The sequence below is a fragment of the Arthrobacter rhombi genome (assembly GCF_039526245.1).
GTDB lineage: Bacteria > Actinomycetota > Actinomycetes > Actinomycetales > Micrococcaceae > Arthrobacter_H > Arthrobacter_H rhombi.
On record NZ_BAAAIV010000001.1, the window covers coordinates 44,274 to 59,362 of the forward strand.

Sequence of the window (15,089 nt, forward strand, 5' to 3'; positions counted from 1 at the left end):
CGGGAAAGTGCCATGAAACCTGCACTGAAGAAATGGATGCCCGCAGCGGCCATCCCCGCGGTCATCGCCGCGACGGGCGTCGGGCTGGGCATTTCCGCGTCGGCCACGCCCCAGCTCGAGCCCAAGACCGCCGAACAGGTCATCGAGCTGATGGCCGGATCCGAGGTCACGGCCTTCTCCGGCCGCATCCACCTGTCCACCGACCTCGGCATTCCCGCCCTGCCCGACGCCGGTGCCCCCGCATCCTTCGGGCCGCCACAGGACGTGCAATCGGCGGGCCCCGGGGACGGCCCATCCACCGGGGGACCCGGTGCCGGTGCGCGAACCAGCGCTGCCGATCCGGGCATCGCCGGGCTGCTGAGCCTGGTTTCGGGCAGCCACGACGCACGCGTCTACGTCGACGGCCCCGACAAGGCCCGCGTGCAGCTCCTGGAGGGCATGGGCGAAAAGGACGTCATCCGCAACGGCACCAGCCTGTGGACCTATGATTCGGAGGCCAACGAGGCAGTCCACACCACGCTGCCGGAGCCTGGATCCGCGTCTGCGTCGAAGTTCAGGGAACACCGGGGCGGGCACGCGACCGGAGAGGCTCCCACTCCCGGGCAGCTCGCCGACACGTTCCTCGCCGCCGCCGAACCCACCACGACCACCACCGTCGAGGACGGTTCCACCGTGGCCGGCCGCGACGTCTACAACCTGGTCCTGACCCCGAAGAAGTCCCAGACGACGCTCATCGAGGACGTCACCATCGGTGTCGATGCCGCATCCGGTGTTCCGCTGGCCGTCAGCGTCGACGCGGTGGGACAGGACGCGGCGGCGGTGGACCTCGCGTTTACCTCCTTCACCCCGAAGGCCCCCGAGGCGAAGCTCTTCGACTTCACCCCGCCGGCCGACGCCACCGTGCACGAGAAGAAGCTCCAGCAGGACTCCAGCTGGCCGAAGCACACCTACGGCCAGAAGCTGCAGCGCCCCATGCCCTCGAAGGACGACGCCGCGCACCAGCGCCCGGCCGGGCCACCGGATGACTGGTTCACCGGAACGGGCTGGGACACCGTGGCCACGATCCCCGCAGAGCAGGTACCCGCCGAGCTGAAGACATCCGCCCTGGTGGGCCAACTCGCCACCGACGTCGACGGCGGCAAGCTGCTGCACACCTCGCTGGTCAATGTCCTGCTGGCCCCGGACGGGCGAGTGCTCATCGGCGCGGTTCCCGTGAAGCGGCTGCAGGCCGTGGCCGACGGAAGCTGAGCGTGGCGCCCGGTGACAGTGGTCTCGCCATCGAGACCAGCCAGCTGAGCAAGTCGTTTGGCGCCCGCCACGCAGTGAAGAACCTGGACCTGGCCGTCCCGCACGGCTCCGTCTTCGGGTTCCTGGGGCCCAACGGCTCCGGCAAGACGACGACCATCCGCATGCTGCTGGGCCTGGCGACCCCCAGCAGCGGAACCATCACCGTGCTGGGACACCCCATGCCCGCCGCCGGGCAGCAGGTCCTGCCGCGCGTCGGGGCGCTGGTGGAGGGGCCCGCCTTCTATCCATTCCTTTCCGGTCGGGCCAACCTGCTGCGGCTGGACGCGGCCAACTCCCGCTCCCTTGCCGCCAATCGCCGGAGCCGGGTGGACCGCGCGCTGGAGCGGGTCGGCCTGGGCCAGGCGGCATCGCTGGCGGTCCATGCCTACTCACTGGGCATGAAGCAGCGGCTGGGCATCGCCAACGCCCTGGCAGCCGACCATGAACTGCTGGTCCTGGACGAACCCACCAACGGGCTGGACCCGCAGGGCACCCGGGAAGTCCGCCACCTCATTGCCTCGCTCGCCGGGCAGGGCACCACAGTGTTCATTTCCAGCCACCTGCTGGGTGAAATCGAGCAGATGTGCACCCACGCCGCGGTGATGAGCAACGGCAACCGTGTCGCCCAGGGCACCCTCGCGGAGCTGCGCTCCGCCGGCAGCGGCTCGGTGGTGATCCACACGCCGGACGAGCAGATTGCCCGTGGCGTGCTGGCCCGGATCGGGCTGGCACCGGTTCCGGGGACAGAGCCAGCCGGGGACACCGGCGTCGTGCAGGTGTCCTGGCCCGACGACGGTCCGGCACCCGAGGCGATCGTGGCGGCCCTGGTGGCTGCCGGGGTGCGGGTGCGCGGGTTTGCGCTCGAGCGGCCGAGCCTGGAAGACCGGTTCGTGGAATTGACGGGGGAGGGGTTCGACGTTGCCCGGTAGCGCGCTGCTGGTCTCCGAGTTCGCCCTGGTGTTCCGCCGGCGGCGCACCTGGGCGATGCTGTTGGCGCTCGGCGCGGTGCCGGTGCTGGTGGCGGTCGCGGTCAAGCTGACCTCGGGGCCCCCGACCGGCAGGGGGCCGGCGTTCCTGGACCGGGTGGCCGGCAATGGATTGTTCGTCGCGATCGTGGGCATGTTCATGTGCATCCCCCTGTTCCTGCCTTTGACGGTGTCGGTGGTTGCCGGGGACACGATTGCCGGGGAAGCCGGGCACGGGACGCTGCGCTATCTGCTGATTGCCCCGGCCTCGCGGGGCAGGCTGCTGCTGGTGAAATACATCGGCGCCGCCCTCTTCTGCCTGGCCGCCGCGCTGGTGGTGGCACTGTTCGGGATCCTCATCGGGCTGGCGCTGTTCGGGGTGGGTCCGGTGACGTTGCTGTCAGGGGACACGATCGGGCTCGCGGAATCGTTCGGACGGATCGGGCTGATGGCCGCCTATGTCGCCATCTCGCTGTGGGGGCTGGCGGCGATCGGGCTGTTCATCTCCACGCTGACCGACGTGCCGGTCGGTGCCATGGCGGCGACGGCGGTGCTCTCGGTCGCCGCGCAGATCCTGGGCCAGCTACCGCAGCTGGACTGGTTGCACCCGTGGCTGTTCACCAACTACTGGTTCGGGTTCTCCGACCTGTTGCGCGAGCCGGTGCTGTGGACTTCGTTCGGGCAGAACGTGCTACTGCAGGCCGGCTATGTGCTGGTTTTCGGTGCGCTGGCCTATGGGCGGCTCAGCACCAAGGATGTGTTGTCCTGATCGTTTTGTGGTCGCCCCTCCGGCAGCTCAGGGGTGCGCTTGAGTGCGCCCTTCGAGAATGCTGCCGGGTATCGGATCGCCCCACCACCCGACACCGTTGTCGTCGTAGGTGAGATCGTCGGCGTAGGTGCCGAGCGGTTCGGCGACATCGAAATCGGCGATCTCGTTGCCGCAGACCGTGGGGTCCTCGTCGGCCGGGCTCTCCGTGCCGCGGATCAGTCCGGCCACAGGCCCCCAGGGAGACGTGTACACGATGTACAGCGCATCGCCGTCGATCCACGCGTCGAAGACCTCGACGATCTGCCATTCCGTGGGCCCTCCACTACCCAGCCGTTGAAGGCAGGCCAGCAACACCTCCTGGATCCACGAGCGCTCGGAAGTCTTCTCGAGATCATTGATCAGCTGCTCGAGCCGAGGCGTCATCATGGATGAATCGTAGCGTCATCGGTGCCGAGAACTTACCGGACGTGACCTGGAATCAAACCACTGCCCCCTCACAAGCCCACGGACTGGGCGACTGTCCCCAACGTGCACGAGCTCCCTGTCCGAGAGGTTGCGTCGCTGGCAGGATTAATACATGGAAGACGTCACGAGCGAGGTCGAGGTCACCGGGTGGGACATCTCCCGTGCCGCCGGTCTCGTCCAGGACGGTTCCACCCGGCTGAAAGCCGCCGAGGCCCTTTCCCGGTTCGCTGAGGCAGAGAAATTCCGTGCCGCTGCCATGCTCCACGCAGAAGCCCAGCGTGCCGTGCCGTCCCTCCTCGATGACCTCGACGAGGACCCCGGCATGGGCGTCTCCCTCCGCAGCGGAAACATGGCCTCGTTCGCTGCGACTGAGAGTGCCGCCATGGAAATCGCCTTGGTACTGGGCCTTTCGCCTGGCCAGGGACATCGAATCCTCGATCAAGCTGAGACCCTCGTAGGGGAAACACCGGAAGTCATTGAATCCCTGACCGCAGGACGCATCGGCGCTGGCCATGTCCAACGAATCCTCGACCAGGTCAAGAACATCGTGCCCGCAGTTCCGCCTCTCCCGAGCCGCCAAGCCGATGATGCCACGCGTGAAGAGTGGGAACGCGAGCGAGAACGGTTGGCCAAGATGGCCCAAGCCGCGCGGAGGGATTTCGGCGCTGACATGCTAGCCGCTGCTCCCGGCAAGTCCCCCGCGCAGTTGCGCACTCGAGGACGGCAACTCCTGGAGAAGTACTACGACATCTCCTATACGAAGCGGTGCCGGACCGCATTGCGGGACCGCCGCATCACCATCGAGGACGCGGCGGACGGGATGTCGTGGCTCTCCGCTCTCTTGCCCACAGCCCGCTGCCAGACCATGTACTCCACGGTGGACGCCGTGGCCAGGGCGCTGAAAACTGACCCAAACGCCGCAGCAGCCGTAAAATCTCCCGATCCGGACCAGCAGCCCACGCTGCCCGCGACGGACCTCGACGACGACCCTGCCGAACTGCGGACCTTGGAGCAATTGCGAGCTGATGTCTTCATGGACATGGTGCTTGATGGCGTCTGTGGAAGAGGGATCACAGCGATCCAACCAGAAGTCTTCGTCACCATCCCGGCCACCATGCTTCCGGGCGTGCCCGGCGGCCCCCAGGACGTCGACGACACCGCGACCGACGGGACGGCACCCTGGGTGGAACCAGCCGCTCCTTCCAACGGCGAAGAGGGAGAACCCCCACCAGTCCAAGTCGGGACTGCGGTGCTTCCGCCCGCAGCCTTGGTGCCGACGCTCCTGGGTGGTGGGCCCGTGGACCAGGAATCGGCAGCACGGTTCATGGCCGCCGCGAAAACCTGGTGGCGTGTCATCACGGATCCGATGACCGGGGCCATCGTGAAGTTCGGACAGAACAAGTACCGCCCCACCGCAGCCCAAAGAGCCGCCCTGAAATTCCGGGACGGAGGCTGTTGTACACCGGGATGTCCCGGACGGGTGGAACACTGCGACGCCGACCATGTTCAGGAATGGCACGAAGGCGGCGGAACGGATCTGGGCAACCTGGAGATGCGATGCCGGCGTTGCCACAGACTGAAATCGTTGGGTTTGCTCCACTTCGAACAAGGTGCCGACGGCAGCACAGTGGTGACCAGTCTTTTCGGGACGCGCCAAGGGACGACGCCCTCCGCGCCGTGGGCGGAAGGGATGGCGCCGTCGACGCGCGACACCGACCAGGTCGCGATGGAAGACGACGGGACCGCAGGATCCACCGATGAACGGCCGGACCAGCAACCTGTCAGCGGGGAATGGGGCAAGGTCGGTGACGTTCCTGATCCGTCCTGTGAAGACCCGGAATTCGGCAGGTATGCGAAGACCGGCCATGCCAAAGGGGCTCGTAAGCGGCGTCTCAAGCGCAACGCTGGTGGTTATGGTCCACGAAAGGTCAATCCTCAGGGTCCCGTGGATCCTTGGGAAAGTCATTCGGGTACCGGTGACGAAGGCGCCGAAGACATCCCGTTCTAGGGGCGTTCGGAATTCTTGCTGATCAGCACTTCGCCTTCGAGCCCATCCGGGTCACGGAAGAACAGGCTGAATTCAGATCCAAAATCATTGACGGCTCCGTCACTGGCACCGGCTTCGATGAGGCGGGTGCGGATGGTTTCGAAGGCTTCGTGGGACGACGCCGACAGGCCGAGGTGGTCGAGGCGTCCACGGCCCCACATGGGGGTTTGCCGGTCGGCCTCGACGTTCCCATCGATGACAAAGACATTGAGAACCGTGGCGGGGCCGATCCGGATATTCGTCATCGTCTCGCCGGGACCATGACTCCGGGTCTCACCGGCGACGGCATCAAAGACCGTCCCGTAGAAGGCGCCTAATCGGTGGACGTCGTGTGAGAGCACTGCAATGTGGTTGATTCCGTCAAGCAACACGAGGGGTCACACCCTTTCGAAGAGTCCTTGGGGCCATTGTGTTCTGTTGGATGGCCATCTGGCGAGGAAAGCGGCGTCGCATCCGGTCCCGTCGGAAGGCGGGTCAGTTCCACGTGACCGGCGCCGGCGGGGCGCACGGGGCCGTGGCTGGTGGGCCTGGAGTCATCGTTGCAGGGAGGCCGCAGCGTGTCGATAGACCGAGAGCCGTCCACGATGACGCAGGGACACGCACGCCCTGTCGTGGATTTCGTCCGGGCCCCACTCAATGGATAGGGTGGCACATCAAAGACCCAACATGATGCGGATCACACCGATGTGATTCCGGAGGACCGACGGCAATGCCCACGACCAGTGATATTTTGAACGACGCCCTGGAGCTGCTCAGCTCGACCGAGCCCGATGATGCAAGTGTCGAGGCGCGGGGGCTTCGGGCGCATGCCCGGGTCTTGGCCATGGTTGAGATGGCCCGCGAAGCCGCCCGCACTCGCCGGGAACAGCGCATCGCCAACTTGTTGTTGCTCGCCCAGCTCGACAAAAAAGACTCGAACCGCGCACTCAAAGAGGCCCGCAGGCTCCTGTTCGAGGAGGGGGATTTCTCTACTGGATCCCTGCGGGCCGTCAGCGGCGCCGCCTAGTTTTTCCTGCGTTCGGCCGACCGCTCGGCTAGTCGGCGCGTCAGTTCCCCTTCGGCGTGGGCGCCCGGTTTGACCCCACGGGGGATGCGGAAGAAGAACGCGGCGCCGAATACCCACCACAGGCCAAAGAGGATCCACGGTGCCGCGTCGAGGGAGGCCGGCATGCCTGGGAGGTAGAGGCTGGTCAGGCCCAGGCACAATACGGCGGCCAGTACTCCGATGACCAAGCCGCCCTGCCCTTGCCGCCCACGCGCAATGGCCGGCCCATCTCCGGCTCGCGGCGGCGCAGCAACAGGAATGACACGGCCACGAGGAAATAGGCGATCACGATGCTCGGGGACCCCGAATCGACCAGCCATCCCAGCGTGGCCTCCCGGAAGAAAGAGGCAGCCACGGACAGGCCGCCGATGGAGAGCAGGGCGTTGATGGGGGTACGGAATCGTGGATGCAACCGCCCGAATCATGCCGGGAGCATTTGGGCGCGGCCCATGGCGAAGATGAGCCGCGAGGCGCCGATGAGGAACGAGTTCCAGGAGGTGACGATCTCGGCGATGCCCCCTGCCGCCAGCACTTTGCCCATGACATCGGTGCTCCACAGGGCTGCCATGCCGTCCGCGGTCGCCACATCCGACCCGGAGATCTCCCGCAATCTGACTGTCTCAAGTCCGGGGAAAAGATAGAGACCGGTGCGGGGTAGTGCTACCGCCTTGAAGGCGACGATGGTGATGGAGCCCCCGGTGATTGCCCGGGAGCAGATGAAGGCCCACCGTGCGCCCATGCCGCGGCTGACGTAGTTGTGCTCCCCGCCAGCCAGGGGCATCGCGGCGACCAGCTCCGAGTAGGTCCGGCCCACGAGGGCCATGATCACCCCACCGGCGGCGAATGCCGCACGGCCCCATGGTGCCGACGGATTCCAGCCATCCTCCGGTGAGTACCACCTAGCCGAAGCCGATCATGGCACCAAACCCGATGGCGAGGGTGTCCCAGCTGCCCAGCGCCTTGATCAGTGAAGGGCTCTCACCGGGTCGTTCATGACGGTCAACATCGGTCTCTGACAGGGGGCCTCCTCGCGGACTGTCTGTCCGGGAAGACTACGGCGTGATGTGGGTCACTGACGAGGGGCGGGGGCGTTGCTTTGGTCGTGCGGAAAAACCAACAGGGAGCCGGATGCCGTGGCGACCACTTTTCCGTCCTTGTCGAGGACTTCCCCCTCGGCGAATGCCACGCGACGACCCGGTTTGACGACCCGCCCGGTACATACGAGCGGCCCGCTGTCGAAGCTGACCGGGCGCAGGTAGTTCACCTTGATCTCGATCGAGGTGTAGCCCAGCCCGGCCGGCAGCGTGGTGTGCACGGCGCAGCCGAGCGCCGAATCCAGCAGAGTGCAGACCAGGCCGCCGTGAACCAGGCCGATGGGGTTGTAGTGGGACGCATCCGGCTCACTGGTGAAGGTCACCTCGCCCTCGGATACGTGGGTGAGGCCCATGGACATGTGACTGGCGATCGGCGCTGCGGGCAGTTTGCCGGAGGCCATCTTCTGCAGGTATTCCAAGCCGGTGAGGGTGGGCATTGCCGCGAGTGCTTCGTCGACGTCGTGCCAGGTGATGGTCTTTTCGCGGGATGTCACGTGTTCGCTCCTGCTAGTGCGTGGTGGTGTCGGGCAAGGGGACGTTCTGGAGGCGCAGCTGGCCCCGGGCAAGAACCTTGTCGGTCGCGGTGTTGGTGATGACGACTTCCCACAGCTGCTGGGTACGGCCCTGATGCAGTGCCCGGGCCTCGACGGTGGCATGGGCCGCGGTGGCGGGCCGCAGGAAGTCCGTGGCGTTGTGGACACCGACCGCGAATTCGCCCCGGTTGAGTACCGCCTGGCTGGCACCGATGCTCCCGGCGCTTTCGACGAGGGTTGTGTACACGCCACCGTGGACGACGCCCCATGGGGTGTGGTGGTTGGCGTTGAGCTCGACGTGTCCGCGCACCGACGTCGCGGTGACACCGTCGACGACCAGGCCGGAAGCGGCCACGAACTTGCTGGCGGCCGCCAAGGATACGTCGGGGGCTCCGGGCGTCTCGGACATGGTTGAGCTCCTTCGATCTGACTTCTATGATTGCAGTCAGCCTAAGGTGCCGGGTGAGGGTCGTCAATCATCCAAAGCGCCCGGTCAGGAGGAAACCATGCAGTGGCTCGACTACGACACCGCTCAGTGCTCGATCCAGAGAACGCTGGAGCTGGTGGGGGAGAAATGGACGTTCCTGGTCCTGCGGGAGGCGTTCAACGGGGTCCGGCGCTTCGACCAGATCCGCGACCATGTCGGCCTGTCCGATTCGATCCTCTCCAACCGACTGGGCAAGCTGGTCGAGGGCGGCCTGCTCACAGCGGAGCCATACCGCGAGCAGGGGCAACGTACGCGCAGTGAATACCGGCTCACCGCCAAGGCCGCGGAGCTCTACCCGGTGATCATCGGCCTGCTGCAATGGGGAGACCGCCACGTTCCCGCGCCGTCGGGGCCCGCCGTCGTCGTGACGCACCGCGACTGCGGGGAACCAGTCGAGGCAGTGGTCTGGTGCGCGGCGGGCCACCGGCTGGAAGGCCCGTCCGCCGGGCATGCGGAGCCGGGGCCGGGCGCACGCCGGCTCGATGAGGCTGGTTCCGCTTTCTGACCGGGCCGGAGGGAATCGTTCGAAGCATGCAGTGCTTGAGTCGACAAGGCGCGCCCGCTATCTCGCCGCACCCCATGGATAGTTCTCCCCATGGCATGTTGGGCGGCGGCATGGCAATCTGATGGATGAACACGCCTCGCATCCGCCAGAACTCCGCAGGAGGCCCCCATGAGATCCGCCAGTCCAGCCCTCCTTTCCGTCTTCCTCGCCGCTGCCTTGTTGACCGGCTGCAGCGGCTCGGCCCCACCGGAAGGCGGAGGGGCGTCGACGGGCGGCTCCGATGCGCCCGCCTCCTCCGGTGGGTCCAGTGGCGCCGGCACGCAGGTGCAGCAGGACTCCGGTGTGGGCGTGGAGGAGTACGACACGAGCAAGGTCCTCGCGCAGCAGAAATACACGCTGCCAGGAACCAAAGATGACGTCACGTTCGGCGTGCAGTCGCTGAAGGTCGATGGCAAGACGATGATCCTGAAGATGGTCGTGACGCCGGACTTCAGCTCGGTGAGCAAGAACGAGACGCTCAGCATCTACGAGGCGACCGGTGAAAACGTGGCGTACTTCGACCCCCAGCTCGTAGACCGCGGGAACCTGAAGGAATACGGTCTGATCCGTGAATCCTCCACCACCTGGTCCGCCGACATGTCCTACACCAAGACCACCAACGGCCAGCCGGTGATCTGGTGGGGCGTGTACGCGGCCCCCGAGGACGATATCGACAGCGTGGACATCCGAGTCATGCAGGGCGTCCCCGAGTTCACGAACGTGCCGATCCAGCGATGAGCCATCTCCCATCGCGCACGCTGGCGCTCGGCGCGGTCCTCACCCTGGTCGGGGCACTGCTGGTCCCGGGGTCTGCCCTGGCCACGCCAGTGGACGGTCCGGACGACTTTCCAGAACCCTCGGCGGACCAACTCGCCCGCTCGGTGACTGTCTTCTCTAACCTCGAGGAGTCGGTCAGGCAGTGGAGTCTGGAGAACGCCGTCGACAGCGTGGAAACCGAAAAGACCGACCAGGGTGAAACCACCATCACGCTCTCCACCGACATCCTCTTTACCCCCGACAGCTCGAAACTGCCCGGGACCGCTGCGGCGCTGATTGCGAAGCTGGTGGCCAAGGTGCCGAAGAAGGTCCACGTCGCCGTGGGCGGCCATACCGATTCGTTCCAGGGCAAGGTCGACAACCAGAAACTGTCCGACGCCCGGGCCAAGGCCGTGGCCGCGGTGCTGAAGAAGAAGCGGTCCGACCTGAAGCTGGAGGTCAAGGGATATGCCGCCACCCAGCCGGCAGTCCCCGAGGACCCGAAGGACCCCTCAACGTTCGCCAAGAACCGACGCGTGGAAATCACCTATACACGGTAGGGCAGGTCGGTCATGGTGCTGGTTGGTCCCGGCGAATCGTGGCAGGGTGGGATCAGTGCCGCCCGGACGATCCGCAGGAGGAACCATGACCGCCATCCACGTCACCCAGTATGGCCCGCTGAACCAGCTCGTCGTCTCCGAAGACGGGGGCCCCACCGGCGTCGGCGAGGGCCAACTGCTGGTCAAGGTGTCTGCCACCAGCATCAACCCGGTCGACGCCGGAATGGCCGAAGGTGCCATGGCCGACGACGCGCCCCTGGACCTGCCCTTCACGCTCGGCGGTGACTACTCCGGCACTGTCGAAAAGGTCGGCCCCGGCGTCGAGGGATTTTCCGTCGGCGACGCGGTGATCGGCCAGGCCAACGTCCTGATGGGCGGCTCGGGCAGTTTCGCCGACCGGCTCGTCGCTCCCGCCATGTTTGCCGCCCACGCCCCGCGCGCCGTTCCGCTGATCGAGGCCGCCTCCTTGCCGCTCGTTGGCGCCAGCGCCGTCCAGGCCCTCGGCACTCTGTCCCCGCTCTACGGCAAGACCGTGCTGGTGCTCGGTGGCGGCGGATCGATCGGCAGCATCGCGGTCCAGCTGGCCAAGGCCGCCGGTGCCCGCGTGATCGCGAGCGCCGCCGGACCGGACCACGACTTCGTCGCCTCGTTGGGGGCCGACGAGGTCCACGACTATGCCGACGAATCGTGGCTGAAGGACCTCACGAAGCTGGATGGGATCCTGGACGCCTCGCCGGGCGTTGACCCCACGCTGTACTACCCGCTGCTGCGCGAGGGGGCCTCCATGGTCTCCCTCGTCACCCAGCACGACGCCGATGCCGCCGCCGCTGCCGGGGTCATGGCCTCCACCCAAATGACGCTGCCGGTCACCGAGACCCTCGATCGCCTCGTGGCCGCCGTCGACGCCGGCGGGCTGACCCTGCGCATTGCCGAGACACTGCCCCTGCAGCAGGTCGCCGAGGCGTTCGAGGTGGACGTCACCACGGCCGGCAAGGTCCTGCTCGTCGCCGGCCCGCGTGCCCGCACCACCACGGGGGAGGCCCGATGACCAGCACCGCCGCCAGCAAGCAGACACCGTCCGGAGCGGGAACCGGGGAGTCCCTTTTCGGCGCCGTCGACCTGACCGGACTGGACGGGCAGTTCACTCCCGCCGAGAAGGAACTCACGCTGGCCGTGCGCTCACTCGTCGACGAGCACATCCGCCCCAACATCGCCCAGTGGTACGAGCAGGCCGTCTTCCCGCGCGAGATCATCCCCGAACTGGCCCGGTTGGGGCTGCTCGGGATGCACTTGGAGGGATACGGCTGCGCGGGGAAGTCCTCCGTCGAGTACGGGCTGGCAGCATCGGAACTGGAAGCCGGCGACTCGGGACTGCGCACGTTCGTCTCCGTCCAGGGTTCGCTGGCCATGTCGGCGATCCACAAACACGGTTCGGAAGAACAGAAGCAACGCTGGCTCCCCGCGATGGCCTCCGGTGAGGCGATCGGCTGCTTCGGACTGACCGAACCCACCGCGGGATCGGACCCCGCGGGGATGCGCACCACGGCCGCTCAGGAACCCGGAGGTGACTGGGTCCTCAATGGCGCCAAACGCTGGATCGGGCTCGCCACCATCGCCGATGTGGCCATCATCTGGGCGCAGACCGGGGAACCGGGAGATGCCCGGGGAGTCCGCGGTTTCGTGGTCCCCACCGATACTCCCGGGTTCCAGGCCGAGGCGATTCCGTCCAAGCTGTCCATGCGTGCCTCCGTGCAGTGCGATATCTCCCTCGAGGACGTCCGGCTACCGGCAGATGCCATCCTGCCCGCCGACTCCGCGCTCGGGCTCAAGGGCCCGTTCGCCTGCCTGAACGAGGCCCGCTACGGGATCATCTGGGGCGTCATGGGGGCAGCCCGGGACAGCTTCGATGCCGTTCTGGACTACAGCGGAGAGCGCCTGCAGTTCGGGACGCCGTTGGCCGGATACCAGCTGACCCAGGCGAAGCTCGCTGACATGGCGCTGGAGATCAACAAGGGCTACCTGTTGGCCCTGCAACTCGGCCGGGCCAAGGATGCCGGAACCCTGGACCCCGTCGCGATTTCCGTCGGCAAGCTCAACAACTGCCGGGAGGCCATCGCGATCGCCCGCGAGGCACGCGAAATGCTCGGCGGCAACGGCATCACCCTGGATCATTCACCGTTGCGCCATGCCAACAACCTCGAATCCGTGAGGACCTACGAGGGCACCGACGAGGTCCACGCCCTCATCATCGGCCGCACACTGACCGGGATCGGCGCCTTCACGGCCGCCGGGAAGTAGGCCTGATCCCGGTCGGGGCGGGGGAGCTCACGGCGCGACCCCGTCCTCGCTGAGGAATTGTCCCAGTTCTTCCAGCACGACGGCGGGGTCCTTCAGTTGGCACTCCCACAGGTCCAGGACCTGCCAGCCGATGGCCCGCAGGGCGGCGTGGTTGTGTTCATCGCGCTCGACGTTGCGCCGGCGCTTGTCCGCCCAGAACTCGCTATTCGTCGCCGGTGCGTGCCGACCGACCGGACAATCATGTTCGTGCCAAAAACACCCGTTGACGAACACGACCTTGCGTCGGGACGCGAACACCAGATCCGGTCGGCCCGGGAGCTTTCCTCCGCGGAAGACCACGTCCGGGGCACGCCTTCGGCCGGCGGCCAACGCCGCGGCGGACACCTGCCCATGAAGCCGGAACCGGTATCCGGCACGGTGGGCCAGCCGGCGCACGAGCATCTCCGGTTTCGTGTTGGTCCCGCGGATGCGCGACATCTGCGCCGAACGTTCGGCGCGGGTCAGACGGTCCATGTACCGAGCGTCGCACATCCGCCACCCACGGTCAGGCACGATGGGACCCGACGCCGGGCGGCAACCTATCCTGGCGGGGCCATGCTGCAGCAGGCCAGGACGGGCCATCGGCCCACGCGTCTGCGATGCTGCAGTTGCGCTCCTCCTATTTGAGCACCCAGTGAACGGCAATGTCGTGTTCGGCCTTGTCCTGGTCATAGGAGATCGTGGCGCCGACAACACCTTCATTTTCTTTGGTCTCCGGTTCCTCCGACATGGCCTGGACTTTGTTCAGGTCAAGCCATGCGGCAAACTGCGCTGTGTCGATCTGGGGAAGGGCCTTGGAGTACAGCGGATGATCGCGCAACCGGCCCGCATCGGCGGCAGCGTCGCCGTTGAACAGGACATGGATGTCCTCGCCATGGGTGGAAGTGGTCGTCTGCGTGCTACCGCCGACAGCCCCGACCATGCCCGCGACGGTGTCCCACGTACCGGCGTCGGCCCCGCGGGCTACTACTCGAATCTTTTCGTCGCTCTCATAACCCACGGCAAGGTAGTCGCCGATGACCTTGTCTGCGTCCTGGGGCAGCTTGAGGCCCAGCATCTGCCCGAGCGGATCGAGTGATCCCGCAATCTGGCCAGCAGCTGCGGGATTGTCGACGACTGCATCCCAGTTCTTGCGGAAGGTATTGCTGATGTCCGCGACGCCGATCCCTCCTACCGTGTCCGCTCCCAGTTCACCCAGGACCGTCGTTCCACTGGTTGCCGTCGAGAAGTCGTCGACGCCCTCGACCGCCAGGTCGAAGGACTTGGCATTCAGATCCACCGAATCGCCCGACAGCCTAACGGTCGCCGCCACGCGGCCGGAGAGGTCCGGGACCTCGCTCATGGTTTTGCCAGGGGGGAACTCCACGCGTCCCAAATCCGCCCAAGCGAAGGCGATGTTGTCATCCATCGCCTTGCGATCCCGCGTGAACTCGTCGTTGTCGGACAACGTGCCGTTGGTGAGGGCGGAGGCGTAGGCGTCGTAGTCGGCCGTCGTATCGGTGACGACCAGGTAGTCCTTCTCCAGGGAATAATGATGGTCGCCATGGTTGAGCTTCGGCAATGAGTCCTCGGCCTTCTGGCGGTCCTTGACCGAATACAGCGAGACAACTTCCTCGGCCTTCGGCGAGATCGGCGCGACCGCAAATTGCGTGCCGATCCACGGCTTGACGTCGCTTTTGTAGTCGACGCCCTCGAAATTTGTGTGCGCCAGACTCTCCTCGAGGGACTCGTTCTCCCGGGTGTCGTCTCCCATGAGCGATTCCAGCTTGCTGGCCAGTGAAAGCCCCGCGACCTTCTGCTCCAAGGAGGGGTTCAGGTCGACCTCCATGTAACCGACGGCCGAGCCGGGCAGGTGGGCCGCCATATCGATGTCGTTGTCTCCAAGAAGCTGTGCTGCAGCGAAGGCGCCGCCCCCGATCACGATGACTGCCGCCGCAGTCGAACCCACGATGATCTTGCGTTTTTTGTTCATTTTTCCCCCAGGTGGTGCCGAGTGATGAGCCAGCTAGACGGCACCACGCGGCCGCTGCCTCTGGAGCAGGAACGCAGTCAGTGGGCCGCAACGTCCAGTATATCCAGACGGAAGTTTAACCGTGGATTGTGTCGGTTTGGGGCCTCTGGGGGGTGTCCTTGCGGTTACCCCTGAAAAGAACGAGACACCTGCGTGCAGGAGGGCTGGTGGTTCGTCGCGGCCCAGCAC

Annotated in this window: 19 protein-coding genes; 10 read left to right on the forward strand and 9 right to left on the reverse strand. The window is 66.3% G+C overall.

The genetic code is table 11. From position 1 onward, the window contains the following. Positions 1–12 precede the first annotated feature (12 nt). From ABD088_RS00235 to ABD088_RS00245, 3 genes are read left to right on the forward strand one after another with little or no spacing between them, the layout of a single operon-like run. Entirely contained in the window at positions 13–1,248 is a 1,236-nt protein-coding gene (locus ABD088_RS00235; RefSeq protein ID WP_343899291.1) for a LolA family protein, read from the forward strand. Next, positions 1,245–2,216, forward strand: coding sequence for an ABC transporter ATP-binding protein (locus tag ABD088_RS00240; protein ID WP_372711054.1), 972 nt, complete (start codon positions 1,245–1,247; stop codon positions 2,214–2,216). Before ABD088_RS00235 ends, ABD088_RS00240 begins: the two co-directional genes overlap by 4 nt. Then, entirely contained in the window at positions 2,206–3,021 is an 816-nt protein-coding gene (locus ABD088_RS00245) for an ABC transporter permease (RefSeq protein ID WP_343899293.1), read from the forward strand. The genes ABD088_RS00240 and ABD088_RS00245 overlap by 11 nt, the downstream gene beginning before the upstream one ends. Before the next feature lie 27 nt (positions 3,022–3,048). On the opposite strand, the gene ABD088_RS00250 is transcribed toward ABD088_RS00245, so the two are convergent. Then, positions 3,049–3,447, reverse strand: a complete 399-nt coding sequence (locus ABD088_RS00250) for a hypothetical protein (protein WP_343899294.1) — start codon at positions 3,445–3,447, stop codon at positions 3,049–3,051. 151 nt (positions 3,448–3,598) lie between these two features. Here ABD088_RS00250 and ABD088_RS00255 point away from each other — a divergent pair, with 151 nt between their 5' ends. Beyond that, positions 3,599–5,494: an HNH endonuclease gene (locus ABD088_RS00255; protein WP_343899295.1), complete on the forward strand. Its 1,896-nt coding sequence runs from the start codon at positions 3,599–3,601 to the stop codon at positions 5,492–5,494. Here the strand turns inward: ABD088_RS00255 and ABD088_RS00260 are convergent. Then, positions 5,491–5,904, reverse strand: a complete 414-nt coding sequence (locus ABD088_RS00260; protein WP_343899296.1) for a VOC family protein — start codon at positions 5,902–5,904, stop codon at positions 5,491–5,493. The two genes, ABD088_RS00255 and ABD088_RS00260, sit on opposite strands and share 4 nt — an antisense overlap. 338 nt (positions 5,905–6,242) lie before the next feature. Between ABD088_RS00260 and ABD088_RS00265 the strand changes: the two genes are divergently transcribed. Beyond that, positions 6,243–6,539: a hypothetical protein gene (locus tag ABD088_RS00265; protein ID WP_343899298.1), complete on the forward strand. Its 297-nt coding sequence runs from the start codon at positions 6,243–6,245 to the stop codon at positions 6,537–6,539. Here the strand turns inward: ABD088_RS00265 and ABD088_RS00270 are convergent. The 5 genes from ABD088_RS00270 to ABD088_RS00290 all read right to left on the reverse strand — a co-directional run bounded on the left by ABD088_RS00270 (position 6,536) and on the right by ABD088_RS00290 (position 8,614). Further along, on the reverse strand, positions 6,536–6,766 hold the full coding sequence (locus ABD088_RS00270; RefSeq protein ID WP_343899299.1) for a hypothetical protein: 231 nt from the start codon (positions 6,764–6,766) through the stop codon (positions 6,536–6,538). The genes ABD088_RS00265 and ABD088_RS00270 overlap by 4 nt on opposite strands. Beyond that, positions 6,724–6,990, reverse strand: coding sequence for a hypothetical protein (locus ABD088_RS00275; protein WP_343899301.1), 267 nt, complete (start codon positions 6,988–6,990; stop codon positions 6,724–6,726). Before ABD088_RS00275 ends, ABD088_RS00270 begins: the two co-directional genes overlap by 43 nt. A gap of 9 nt (positions 6,991–6,999) precedes the next feature. Further along, a complete protein-coding gene (locus ABD088_RS00280; protein WP_343899302.1) occupies positions 7,000–7,401 on the reverse strand; it encodes a hypothetical protein in 402 nt (133 codons plus the stop codon). A 246-nt stretch (positions 7,402–7,647) separates the two neighbouring features. After that, positions 7,648–8,166: a PaaI family thioesterase gene (locus ABD088_RS00285; RefSeq protein ID WP_343899303.1), complete on the reverse strand. Its 519-nt coding sequence runs from the start codon at positions 8,164–8,166 to the stop codon at positions 7,648–7,650. A 13-nt stretch (positions 8,167–8,179) separates the two neighbouring features. Then, positions 8,180–8,614, reverse strand: a complete 435-nt coding sequence (locus tag ABD088_RS00290; RefSeq protein WP_343899305.1) for a PaaI family thioesterase — start codon at positions 8,612–8,614, stop codon at positions 8,180–8,182. 97 nt (positions 8,615–8,711) lie between these two features. Here ABD088_RS00290 and ABD088_RS00295 point away from each other — a divergent pair, with 97 nt between their 5' ends. From ABD088_RS00295 to ABD088_RS00315, 5 genes are all read left to right on the forward strand, one after another. Next, the gene (locus ABD088_RS00295; protein ID WP_343899307.1) at positions 8,712–9,197 is read left to right on the forward strand and encodes a winged helix-turn-helix transcriptional regulator; all 486 of its coding nucleotides are present in this window, start codon (positions 8,712–8,714) and stop codon (positions 9,195–9,197) included. A gap of 168 nt (positions 9,198–9,365) precedes the next feature. Beyond that, on the forward strand, positions 9,366–9,974 hold the full coding sequence (locus ABD088_RS00300) for a hypothetical protein (protein WP_343899308.1): 609 nt from the start codon (positions 9,366–9,368) through the stop codon (positions 9,972–9,974). Beyond that, positions 9,971–10,552, forward strand: coding sequence for an OmpA family protein (locus ABD088_RS00305; protein ID WP_343899309.1), 582 nt, complete (start codon positions 9,971–9,973; stop codon positions 10,550–10,552). The genes ABD088_RS00300 and ABD088_RS00305 overlap by 4 nt, the downstream gene beginning before the upstream one ends. 85 nt (positions 10,553–10,637) lie before the next feature. Next, positions 10,638–11,600, forward strand: coding sequence for an NADP-dependent oxidoreductase (locus tag ABD088_RS00310; RefSeq protein ID WP_343899310.1), 963 nt, complete (start codon positions 10,638–10,640; stop codon positions 11,598–11,600). Beyond that, entirely contained in the window at positions 11,597–12,850 is a 1,254-nt protein-coding gene (locus ABD088_RS00315) for an acyl-CoA dehydrogenase family protein (RefSeq protein ID WP_343899311.1), read from the forward strand. The genes ABD088_RS00310 and ABD088_RS00315 overlap by 4 nt, the downstream gene beginning before the upstream one ends. 27 nt (positions 12,851–12,877) lie before the next feature. On the opposite strand, the gene ABD088_RS00320 is transcribed toward ABD088_RS00315, so the two are convergent. Together ABD088_RS00320 and ABD088_RS00325 are read right to left on the reverse strand one after the other, a co-directional pair. Next, positions 12,878–13,363: a very short patch repair endonuclease gene (locus ABD088_RS00320; RefSeq protein WP_343899313.1), complete on the reverse strand. Its 486-nt coding sequence runs from the start codon at positions 13,361–13,363 to the stop codon at positions 12,878–12,880. A 145-nt stretch (positions 13,364–13,508) separates the two neighbouring features. After that, a complete protein-coding gene (locus ABD088_RS00325) occupies positions 13,509–14,861 on the reverse strand; it encodes a hypothetical protein (RefSeq protein ID WP_343899314.1) in 1,353 nt (450 codons plus the stop codon). Positions 14,862–15,089 lie beyond the last annotated feature (228 nt).